General features: G+C 40.3%; 9 protein-coding genes. 2 read left to right on the top strand and 7 right to left on the bottom strand.

The window, feature by feature from the left end:
* From pseF to G603_RS21810, 5 genes are all read right to left on the bottom strand, one after another.
* The gene (gene pseF / locus G603_RS0117790; protein WP_026523378.1) at nucleotides 1-705 is read right to left on the bottom strand and encodes a pseudaminic acid cytidylyltransferase; all 705 of its coding nucleotides are present in this window, start codon (nucleotides 703-705) and stop codon (nucleotides 1-3) included.
* 20 nt (nucleotides 706-725) lie between these two features.
* Nucleotides 726-1,934 (bottom strand): UDP-4-amino-4,6-dideoxy-N-acetyl-beta-L-altrosamine transaminase, encoded by a 1,209-nt coding sequence (pseC, locus tag G603_RS0117795; protein ID WP_026671040.1) that lies wholly within the window; start codon nucleotides 1,932-1,934, stop codon nucleotides 726-728.
* Between the two features lie 41 nt (nucleotides 1,935-1,975).
* The gene (gene pseB / locus G603_RS0117800) at nucleotides 1,976-2,977 is read right to left on the bottom strand and encodes a UDP-N-acetylglucosamine 4,6-dehydratase (inverting) (RefSeq protein ID WP_026523376.1); all 1,002 of its coding nucleotides are present in this window, start codon (nucleotides 2,975-2,977) and stop codon (nucleotides 1,976-1,978) included.
* A 92-nt stretch (nucleotides 2,978-3,069) separates the two neighbouring features.
* Nucleotides 3,070-3,477 carry a helix-turn-helix transcriptional regulator gene (locus tag G603_RS22970; protein ID WP_051197458.1) on the bottom strand — a complete coding sequence of 136 codons (408 nt, stop codon included), beginning with the start codon at nucleotides 3,475-3,477 and terminating at the stop codon, nucleotides 3,070-3,072.
* A 149-nt stretch (nucleotides 3,478-3,626) separates the two neighbouring features.
* Nucleotides 3,627-6,755, bottom strand: a complete 3,129-nt coding sequence (locus G603_RS21810) for an InlB B-repeat-containing protein (RefSeq protein ID WP_081667126.1) — start codon at nucleotides 6,753-6,755, stop codon at nucleotides 3,627-3,629.
* 157 nt (nucleotides 6,756-6,912) lie between these two features.
* On the opposite strand from G603_RS21810, the gene G603_RS0117820 reads away from it, so the two are divergent.
* The gene (locus tag G603_RS0117820; protein ID WP_026523374.1) at nucleotides 6,913-7,158 is read left to right on the top strand and encodes a helix-turn-helix domain-containing protein; all 246 of its coding nucleotides are present in this window, start codon (nucleotides 6,913-6,915) and stop codon (nucleotides 7,156-7,158) included.
* A 655-nt stretch (nucleotides 7,159-7,813) separates the two neighbouring features.
* Nucleotides 7,814-8,050: a helix-turn-helix domain-containing protein gene (locus G603_RS0117830; protein WP_026523373.1), complete on the top strand. Its 237-nt coding sequence runs from the start codon at nucleotides 7,814-7,816 to the stop codon at nucleotides 8,048-8,050.
* Nucleotides 8,051-8,136: 86 nt separating this feature from the next.
* Here G603_RS0117830 and G603_RS0117835 read toward each other — a convergent pair whose 3' ends face one another.
* Both G603_RS0117835 and G603_RS0117840 read right to left on the bottom strand, forming a co-directional pair.
* Nucleotides 8,137-9,927, bottom strand: coding sequence for a hypothetical protein (locus tag G603_RS0117835; protein ID WP_026523372.1), 1,791 nt, complete (start codon nucleotides 9,925-9,927; stop codon nucleotides 8,137-8,139).
* Between the two features lie 8 nt (nucleotides 9,928-9,935).
* Nucleotides 9,936-10,964: a glycosyltransferase family 2 protein gene (locus G603_RS0117840; RefSeq protein ID WP_026523371.1), complete on the bottom strand. Its 1,029-nt coding sequence runs from the start codon at nucleotides 10,962-10,964 to the stop codon at nucleotides 9,936-9,938.
* Between the last annotated feature and the right edge of the window lies 1 nt (nucleotide 10,965).

The following is a 10,965-nucleotide window of genomic DNA, read 5'->3' on the forward strand; positions in this document are numbered from 1 at the left end:
TTATCGTAGTATTCCCTGCTCCGTAAGGAAGCGGTACTTAAGCTCTGCAAGTAACCAGTCGCTCTCATTATCAATATCCTGAGATTCCACAGGACTTATGATATAAGGAATCGACTTCTCCATTGTAGTATCCTTCTGGATACGGAATGCATCATTTCTGAAAATATAAAACTGTCCGCACTCATGGTACTGAGTCTGAAGATCCTGGCTTCTGGTCTCGGCATATTCCGGATGAAGCATCTTCACAAGGCCCTTATCATCTATGAAAAGACCACGCTGTGGAGGATAGGAAAACTCCTGCATGGGAACGATGGACTCCGCGCCAGACTTAACAAGCTCGTCCATGGCTTCTCTGAGCTTCCTTGCTGTTATAAAAGGTGCTGTAGGATAAATACAGCAGCCATATTCAAAGCTCTGTCCTCTCTTTTCATACTCATCAAGGACCTCTAACAAAACGTCTGCGGTGGTGGCTGTATCACTTGAAGTCTCCGCCGATCTGAAAAATGGCACCTTTGCACCTGCTGCCTTAGCTATCTCTGCGATTTCTTCATCATCTGTAGATACCATGACTTCGTCAAATATTCCGGACTGTATGGCAGCCTCTATAGAATAGTGAATGATAGGCTTCCCACAAAATACCTTGATATTTTTCCTGGGTATCCTCTTACTGCCGCCACGGGCTGTTATTATAGCTATTGCACTCATGTATTAACTCCGAATATATCTTATTTTCTGTAATAGCTTACGATCTTTTTAACCGCCTCTATTACATCCTTAGCATCATCATCCGACATTCCTGAATAAAGCGGAATTGTAATCATCTCATCATAGAGCTTCTCGGCATTAGGGCAAAGTCCCTTCTTATAACCAAGCTTCTCATAATAAGGGAAATAGTAAGTCGGTATATAATGCACATTGCAGATGATATTCTCAGCAGCAAGCGCATCGAAAAACTCCCTGCGGCCTATCTTAAGCTTTTCGGGAACTATTCTCAAAATATAAAGATGGCGTGTACTGTCACAGCCTTCTGTTTCCTTCTGAACGAATAACTCAGGCATCTGAGAAAAGGCTTCATCGTAAAGCTTCTTGATAGCCTTTCTTCTGGTCATGAACTCAGGAAGTCTGTCCATCTGACTGGAAATAAGACCTGCCTGAATATCTGTGATCCTGTAATTGGGAGCAAGCATAAGCTGCTCATAATACCAGGGGCCATCGGATTCGTGCTCCATCTGGGCTTCGTTCCTTGTTATTCCATGAGCTCTTAAAAGCATAAGCTTATCGTAGAACTCCTTATTGTCGGTAACAATCGCACCGCCTTCACCACCTGTAACAGTCTTAACGGCATGGAAGCTGAAGGTACTCATATCAGCAATGGTTCCAACATGGGCACCCTTATATTTGGTACCGACAGAATGAGCCGCATCCTCTATCATAACAAGGCCGTGCCTGTCACAGATCTCTCTGATCTTATCAAGATCACCGGTCTGTCCTGTGTAATCAACAGGAATAACAACCTTGGTCTTATCAGTGATCTTCCTCTCTATATCCTCGGGATCAATCTGATAAGTCTCGGGATCAATATCCGCAAATACAGGTTTTGCACCACAATAGAGCGCACAGTTGGCGCTGGCTGCAAAAGTAATGGGAGTGGTAATAACCTCATCACCCTCTCCAACACCTGCTGCAAGACATGCTACATGAAGAGCTGCGGTGTCATTGCTTATGGCTACTGCGTATTTGGCGCCCGTAAGCTCACACAGTTTTTTCTCCATCTCAGTTATTGCAGGGCCTGTTGTAAGATAGTCGCTTTTTAATACATCTACTACAGCTGCAATATCCTTATCATTTATGTCCTGGTGCGAATAGTATAATTTTTTGTCCCTAACGGGCGAACCCCCGCAAATTGCAGGGATTCCAATATTTTCATTATTCATTTATGCCCTTATCTGTCAGCTAAGCTGAACTTACATACAAATTAGTGATCTACTGCCTCGTGAAGTCTTGCTCTGATGTCATCTACGCTCATCCACTCTGTGTTATTGCCTGAGCTATAGACGAATCCATCTTCAACCTTCTTACCTCTGGGATCAGGCTTCTGTCTGTCATTGAAGGTAACCTGAGGATAAACAATATAGTGCTTATCAAATTCATAGGTAAAAGGTGAATCCTCAGCAGTAACCATGCATTCATCAAGCTTCTCACCGGGACGGATGCCAACCTCTCTAGTAGCAATTCCGGGACACATAGCTTCAGCCAGATCCTTAACATTGAAGGAAGGAATCTTGCTGATGAAGGTCTCGCCGCCCTTAGCCTCATCCAATGCCTTGAGAACCAGCTCAACGCCCTCCGGAAGACTGATCCAGAATCTGGTCATTCTGTAGTCAGTAATAGGAAGCTCCTTCTCACCCTTCTCAATAAGACTCTTGAATAACGGAATAATTGATCCGCGGCTTCCTGCCACGTTACCATATCTTACAATTGAGAAGTTAATATCTTTATTACCTGCATATGCATTAGCTGCAATAAACAGTTTATCGGAAACCATCTTGGTTGCACCGTAGAGATTAACAGGATTTACAGCCTTGTCGGTACTAAGAGCAACAACTCGCTTAACTCCTGTATTAAGTGCTGCATTGATTACATTCTGCGCACCATTAACATTAGTCTTAATAGCCTCATCAGGATTATACTCACACGCAGGAACCTGCTTAAGAGCAGCAGCATGGATAACGTAATCAACGCCCTCCATGGCACGCTCCATACGAGCGCCATCTCTCACATCACCGATGAAAAATCTCATCTGATCAGCATGTTCCCTATAAACCTTCTCATTGGACATAGTGAACTGCTTGTACTCATCACGTGAATATACAATGATCTTCTTAGGGTTGTAATGCTCAAGAAGATACTCTGTAAAGCAATGTCCGAATGAACCTGTTCCTCCTGTTACCAGTATGGTTTTATCATCTAATTTCATTTCTTACCTCTTTTCAAAGCATAATTCTAATAGATTATACTATAAAATAAGAAATAAATGGATACCTTTATTAAAAATAGGAAAATATGTGGCTAGTTTTCAGCAATATCTTCAGGCTTGCAGGAAAGAACGTCAGCCAGTTTTTTCACAATTCTATACTGAGCACGTGAAATATCACGCTTACCTTGCTCATAAGCGCAGATTGTCTCCACTGAGATCCCGGCCTTTTCTGCAAGCTCCTCCTGAGAAAGTCCCTCGCTCTTCCTATACTTGGCAAGCTTTGTCTCCAAATTATCTGCACTTTTTTCTTCAAAAAATTCTGAAAGCGTAATTCCAAATGCTATGCACATTTTCTCTATAGCGTCCGTTGGTGGAACAATCCCTCGGCCATACCATGTCGCCATAGACGACTGCGGAATATTCGCATTTTTAGCCAATCTGTATACAGACCAGCCCCTCTCATTTCTAAGCTCAGTTACTCTATTCAAAACATCAAACATGTTATACCTTCGTATGCAAATTTTTATTGGACATTAAAAATATTTTTATTGCGAAAGAGCGGGCAAAAATCGCCCGCTCCTTCTAAAAGTTATTGAGGAAAGTAATTCTATAAGAGAAATCTCTCATAAAGATCGGATTATTAAGGATATTACTTCTTAACCTTAACCTTAACTGACTTAGGCTGTCCGCCCTTAGCCTCAACGTTCTTCTTGGTATCCTTGTCAGCTACAAAAATCTTAGCCTTCTTGTTGATCTTCTTGAATGCGTTCTTTCTGATGATTACGTCCTTACCCTTGATAGTAACCTTCTTAAGCTTGGAAGCACCATTAAATGCATTCTTTCCGATTTCGGTAATGTTAGCCTTTACAGTAATCTGCTTGATGGACTTATTCTTCCTGAATGTATTGTCCTCAATCTTTGTAACTGTGTACTCTTTACCGTTAACTGTGATCTTCTCAGGAACTTCGTACTTGCCGTTCTTGATTGCTGTTGCAGGAACTTCCTTAATGACAGCTGTTCCATCTGCCTTGGTATCAACCTTCTCACCGGATACTGCATTAACGTTATTCTCTGCCTTCGGAGCCTTTGCAAGTTCAGCCTTAGCTGCGTCTGCATCTGCCTTAGCTGCATCTGCATTTGCCTTAGCTGTTGCTGCATCCTGGTTAGCCTTGTCAGCTGCTGCCTTCTGGTTTGCTGCATCTTCCTTAGCTGCTGCTTCGCCTTCCTTAGCTGCTTCAGCCTCAGCCTCAGCTTCATTCGCAGCATCTCTAGCAGCTTGCACGTCTTCAGGAAGTACCCATACACCATACAATGTAATGGAATCTCCGTCTTTAGCTTTAACTTTTTCGATAACCTCAGCTACCGGATGACCTGCTAAGAAATCAGGCTCTTCAGCTGTTTTTGAAAGTGCCCATCCTAAGAAGCGATAGCCTTCAGGATAGCCATCACCTGCCCATTCATTATCAGGATCAACCAATCCTGTTGTTGCTATATATTCATCCTGTACACTAACACTAGGAATCGCGCTACCAATATCACAGTTCTTATTATAAACTATAATATACTCAGACTCATTGGGTTCCCACTGTGCTATAAGTTCTACAGCCGCCGTTGTAGTAATAGTTGCTTCATCTGCATATTCTGTGTCGCTACCATCTACTTTCCAGCCCTTGAATGTCTTACCAGCAAGTTTATATGTATTCTTGGGAAGTTTTGTTGCAACACCAGAATCTACGATAAATGCTTCCATAGGAGTTGCAGTTGCTCCTCCACCATTAAAGGTTACTGTTACAGTTGCCTTTGATACAGCATAGAACGTAATCTCACGTTCGCTGATATCTGCAGTCTGAGGTTTATATGTAGAACCAGCTGCATATATAGTTGCTCCAGCTGCTTTTGCAGCTGCCTCACTACCATAAACCTTTCCTAGTGTCCAACCAACCAGTGCTTTATCAGCTCCAGGGTTATAACTGTCATTTAGAGTAACGTTTCCGTTCTTTGATACAGTACTTGTAGCTACATTTTCTCCATCTTTAGTTGTTTTATAATTTATATCAATGGTATCATCAGTACTTGCAAAAATTGCATAAAGCTTAACTGTAGCGTTCTTTGCCGTAAATAAATTCTTGACCTGAGTTGTAGCTAAATATTTGGGATTTACAGCTGAACTATTTGTATCCCAGCCCAGAGCAGTTTTGCCATTAACATCTGGTAAAGCTCCTATATTACTAATATCATCAGTACTATCATACGGTTTTACTTTGCTTCCAATTTTTGTACTTCCGTTATATAGTTCTACGGTAAATGTATCTTTTTCCCACTGAGCATAATATTCAGCATTTGTAGCTATAGTTTCTTGGAAACCATCTGCCTTTGCTATTCCGTTGCCATTAGCAAGTGTATTCCATCCTTTAAAATGATAATTCTCAGGAGCAGCAAAGCTATTGGTTACAGTAACTTTTTTACCAACTTCGTCTTTCATTTTAATATCATCTGGTTCATTTGATGCACCAGCTGGATAATTGGCTTTAAGAGTAACGGTAGCCTCAGCTTTTGTGCTATTCTCGAATACAGCAAAAAGATTTATGTTTTGGGGATCTGCCTTATCAATACTAATCACATCGCCTGTATTATACTCAACTTCGCCATCTGCTGTAGTAGACCATCCTTTAAACTCATAGTCATCTGCATTTGCAAACTGAATTTGATTTCTTGTGTTCATAGCAGTTTTAACTACTGAAGGCAAGGTAACACTACCGCCATCCACCTTTAATGAAACTGTATTATTGTCATCCCAAGGATTTCCTGTCTTAACTATCGAAATACCGGCAGTATTAACTGCTAATGATACTTTATTTGTATCTGCAACCCAATTGTAATACAAGGTTGCTTCTCTATCTTCTCCTATTTTTGCCAGAACATTATCTACATTATCAGCATATTTAAAGGTAAATCCTGTACCATCAGCTTTTGTATTCCACTCATAACCTTCTTTAAGAGTATAATACTTCTTAGATACTACAACGCCATAGTCCTGCGGAGATGCTAATGTAGTACTGGATATATCACTATATTTTCCCGTAATTGCTGAAGGCACCTTGCCTGTTGTAGCACCATTCTTATCAAATCTGATGGTATACATCTGTTCTTCATATACCGGTGTAAATACTATGGTTGCATTATCATAGTTAGTATCTTTATAAGCAAGATCTATCGCAGCAGACTGCTTTGCAGCACTATCACCAGCCTTGATTTCAAGTTCAGGGTCAGAATCCAGATTCCATCCTTTAAACACTTCATGAGGTTTAGTAGGTTCTTCAATTGCTGTCTCCAAAGCTTTTTCGTAGGATTTAGTTGCCAATGTTGTATTATTGGAATCTTTTATCGTAAGTATATTTCCTACATAATTACCAGTCAGCGTAGCTGTATTTCTTGGTACCGTTATATTTCCATACTTCATTGTGCCTGGAACCAAATCATTCTTTCCATCGTTCCAAACAAAACGATACCCGCCAGGTAAGTTCTTTGCGTTTTCAATAATTTCACCCTGACCCGGAAGGGGAGCGTCTGTGTCACTTATAGCAATCGGATTAGCTATCGTACCCTTCAAATTTCCACCAGTATTACCAACAGCAAAAGTAATCATATCGTCTTCTTCTGCATTACCTATAGGAGACGACGCCATAGCCGTTAATGGACTAACCACCAATGACAAATTACTTACGGTCAATGCACCGGCCAGTGCAAGTGACCACACTCTTCCATGTTTCTTCAACATAATATTCTATTCTCCCTTCATAAAAAAATTTTTCGTGCTAAAGATAATCTTTTATGTTAAATTCTTATCTTTAGCATATTTTATGTTCAAAAAAATGTTAATGTCAATATATTATTCTGATTATTAACACATTTTTAATAAAGTGAGTAACTATATTATGAAAATTTATGAATTTAACGGCAGAAAAAATATTTGCGGGGAAAGAATAAAGGAAGCGAGAAAGGCAAAAAGACTGACGCAGACTGATCTTTCAGCTCAGATTCAGACCAGAGGCATCTTTATGGATCAAATATCTCTTAGTCGTATAGAGAATGGCGCCCGTTTTGTTTCTGACTTTGAACTTAAGTGCATTTCAGAATTATTAGACTGTAGCATATACTGGCTACTAACCGGAAAAAAATAACGAACTATGCTGCCATAGCATAATTCGTTATCTTTTAACTCATATTAATTATTTGTTATCATTTTTGTGCCTTCACTATCTCACTGTTTTATTACGGGGAAAATATTGTTTTTCTTTTTTCATCCCCGTAATTTTTAGCCATTTTTCCGCCATTCTTACGTGGATGAATCTCATTTCTCTAAGCACCCCCGTAATCCTGAGCCTTTTTCCCGCCAATCTTACGTGGATAAATCACATTTTCCCATTCATCCCCGTAATCCACTTCACCATTTCCTGATTTTCTTACGTGGATAAATATTGTTTTTCACGATACCCACGTAATTCAAAACAGCAACTGTAAAAAACTAAAAAGCAGCTAATGATTGACCGACCTTCCATAAATCATTTGACACTACCATATTCCTCAAGCAATTTCTTATAATACAGCACGTTTGTTCGGGCAAAATCTTAAGATTTTCAGACCATTCGCAGCATAAGCCGTTTTCTTTCTTATCTCATAAGGGACTTGCTTTAACTTAAATTATTAAATTTTTATTAAACCGCTCCATTCTTATCTTTAGCACATTTTTACGGAATAAAGATGATACTTTTCCATTTGACGATGAGAGTCGCTCCATATTTTCTCATCACTAATACGAATGGAAGGTATCTGAGTATGAAAATTTATGATTTCCAGGGAAAAAAGAATATTTGCGGACTTCGCCTAAAAGAAGCAAGGAAAGAGAAAAAGCTCTCGCAGTTAGAGCTTGCTGAAGAGATGCAGGCAAGAGGTATCACACTTGAACGTGATTCTATCAGCCGCATCGAGATTGGCACCAGATTTGTTGCGGATTATGAGCTAATGATATTTTCACAGATATTAGAAAAAGACGTGGATTGGTTTCTAAGTTGAAGCCAATCCACGTCTTTATTTATATAGCAGCCGTAACTTCATAAGCTATGCCGGGGAACATATCCCTTATTATTCTTGATATTCTTCTATTTCAATTCATATACTGTCCACATGTCTTTTGCAGAAATCTTCTCGCTCTTTTCACTCTTTGAATTACAGCTTTCTATGATAGACAAAATCTCATCACGGTTATCATGGTCTGCTGCATACACAATGACTGTGTCTGCTTCTGTAAGCTCTGCATCGCTTATTGCCTCCGTGTCTGCCTCATTGACATAGTACAGCTTATCATACTCTAACAATTCATCCGTAATTCTCCATATGTTATCCGGAGTCGCATCATTGTACATAACCACCGCTTTTGCACCGGCCTCATTCATTTGCCTTGCATAAGCTATTCTCGAAGCATCCTCCGGATACAGGAAAAGTACGTTCCGATCAATAACAAGTCCCTTCACGGTTATAAGTATGAAAATCAAAAACGTAACAAGCGTAGGAATACCGATTTCCATGAGCTTTCTATGTCCCACAATAGCCCTTATTCCGACTTTAATAAAATATACTGCCAAAAGAAGGATTATAGGATAAATCGGCATCTCATAGCGATTCGAAGTATTACCAAGAAGCAGCGCTGTTTTGGCAACTATAAGAAAATAACCGGTAGTAGCCGCCACAAGAATTCTTATATGGGCTATATGAAGTTTATCCTTCTTATTCTTCATTCTTACGAAAAAGAATAATCCGATAAGAGCTATTACACTGATCGCAATAACAAGCCATGCAAATCCCGAAAGCAGGTAATCATCCGCAAGTCCCACAAAGAATCTAAATCGCTCCCATATATTGGAACTGTCAGTAAAAGCAGCCTGGGCTTCCTGTCCTCTGTAGCCTCTGAAAATATGCGAGAAGGATGCAGGATATAATGCCACAGCTCCTATAAGAGCCAGTGCGCAGCCACATCCATATACCAGCAAATACCCAAATCTCTCTGCCATGGAAGCTGCCTGCTGCGTGAACTCCTCATCACCAAGCAGTTCGCCGATTGACATATTCATAGGGCTCCTGTCAGGAGCTTCCGGCATTCCTGATGAATCAAGTTTCTTCTTTTTCTTCTTTGGCATCATGAAAAGGAACCATAATCCAAAGGAAAGCGACATCATTCCCATATAAATCAGGAAATAATACTGGGTACTAAAACCTAAAAAGCTGACAACCGCAATGCCCAGAACAATATTTACAAACCCTTTTTTGAATTGTTTATCAAAGGGCTTAGAAAGAACATAGCCCGTAATCTCATTTCCAACATAATATCTTTTTATAAGACTTATGAGCCTCATGTGGCAAAGAGCATAAGCAAGCACAAACACAGTGAGCCACATATACATTCTGATAAACAACACACAGGAAATGGTCATTGGATTAAAGCCGTAGGCAAACATCAGCACAAGCCTTTCACCATCAGCCATTCCGATGCTTCTTGCAAGCTTATTAAGAAGTAAAAAACTGATTGCAAAGCCTATCAGATTCAGCAAAATACCCTGCCACTTGGAAAATACACCTGCCGATATTGAACAGATTGTATGGAGCATATCGTAAAACAGCGGGGGATGCACATCCCAGGACTGCACAATGTGCACCAGTCCGTAATTAAATCCTTCCCCCGGCAAAACCACAAACTCATTTCTTATAGTCTCAGAATCCACCCACTCCCTGTCTGGATAATAGAAACCAAGACTTCTGTTTGTTGAGAAAAAGGAATAGTACTCATCCTGATGAAAGCCCGCTTTTTGCACACCAAAAACACAGATCGTTATGATCTGCATTGCCAGCATTATGATAAGTATTAAAGTGACTTTTTTTGAAAGTGTTTCCTTCATAGTTCTGCTTAATAATCTATTCCTTTTAGTTTTGCGTGGAGCTTTCTGATCCCCTTTGGCGCCACTGCCAGCATGATCAGATATGCCTTATTTTTCCCTGTAAGATATTTATTCGAAAGTATATCTCCAAAGTGTTTTCTTAAAAAGGCCACGACTTCTTTATTATAAAAAGCATTGTCTCCGGTCATCCTGCTGATCGGAATATGCAAAAGATAATCAAGTCTCTGGAAGAGGCAAAATCTCACAGCCACTTCTTTAAGCTCAGGAAAATCATTCTGTACAAGTCTGTAGGCCACATCGGAATTGCGAACTATATCAGTAAATACCGGAGGAAAATAATCCTTCTGATCGTTCTTTTTCCTGGTGTTGCTGCCTGTTCTGTAGAAGACATGATAATACTGTCCGGGAAGAATGGCCAGTTTTTCAACCTTCTTTAACATGTGTATCATCAGATAAAAATCTTCATTCAGTTCATCCTCGGGAAAGCCCCTGCAGACTCCTGTAAAGAGTTCTCTGCTTGTAAGCTTCGTGCAAAATGAAGCATCTCCCGTATGCATAAGAAGCGTTCTAAGATGCTCCTGTCCTGTTATTATCTTCTTGGCAGAAGGCGGGATACACACATCAGGAAGCCTTTCTCCGGTCTCTGCAATCTCATCTCTTGAAGCCTGCACCATAAGGAGCGGCACTCCATCATCGTCTCCCTCAAGAGCTGCCTTCATAAGCTCCTCATACATGGCAGGATCAATGTAGTCATCGGCATCAACAAAACCCACATAATCACCTGTAGCAACGCTAAGCCCGTGATTCCTTGCCTTGCTGCTTCCTCCGTTTTCCTGATGGATCACAACTATATTGTCATGGTTTTTAGCAAACTCCTGTATCTTAGAAAGTGTGCCATCAGTAGAGCCGTCATCCACAACAATAATCTCCATAAGCTCCTTCGGATAGGTCTGAGCACATACGGATTCAAGGCATTTAATTATAAGTTCCTCTATGTTATAAGCAGGAATTATTACGCTTATTTTCTTGGTAAACAAA

It is taken from the genome of Butyrivibrio sp. AE3006 (assembly GCF_000424165.1).
In the GTDB taxonomy this organism is placed as follows: domain Bacteria; phylum Bacillota; class Clostridia; order Lachnospirales; family Lachnospiraceae; genus Butyrivibrio.

Bases quoted from the DNA above. Each gene is read 5' to 3' on its own strand.
- G603_RS21810 (WP_081667126.1), bottom strand. From the start codon at position 6,755: ATGTTGAAGAAACATGGAAGAGTGTGGTCACTTGCACTGGCCGGTGCA.
- pseF (WP_026523378.1), bottom strand. From the start codon at position 705: ATGAGTGCAATAGCTATAATAACAGCCCGTGGCGGCAGTAAGAGGATA.
- G603_RS0117830 (WP_026523373.1), top strand. From the start codon at position 7,814: ATGAAAATTTATGATTTCCAGGGAAAAAAGAATATTTGCGGACTTCGC.
- pseC (WP_026671040.1), bottom strand. From the start codon at position 1,934: ATGAATAATGAAAATATTGGAATCCCTGCAATTTGCGGGGGTTCGCCC.
- G603_RS0117835 (WP_026523372.1), bottom strand. From the start codon at position 9,927: ATGAAGGAAACACTTTCAAAAAAAGTCACTTTAATACTTATCATAATG.
- pseB (WP_026523376.1), bottom strand. From the start codon at position 2,977: ATGAAATTAGATGATAAAACCATACTGGTAACAGGAGGAACAGGTTCA.
- G603_RS0117820 (WP_026523374.1), top strand. From the start codon at position 6,913: ATGAAAATTTATGAATTTAACGGCAGAAAAAATATTTGCGGGGAAAGA.
- G603_RS22970 (WP_051197458.1), bottom strand. From the start codon at position 3,477: ATGTTTGATGTTTTGAATAGAGTAACTGAGCTTAGAAATGAGAGGGGC.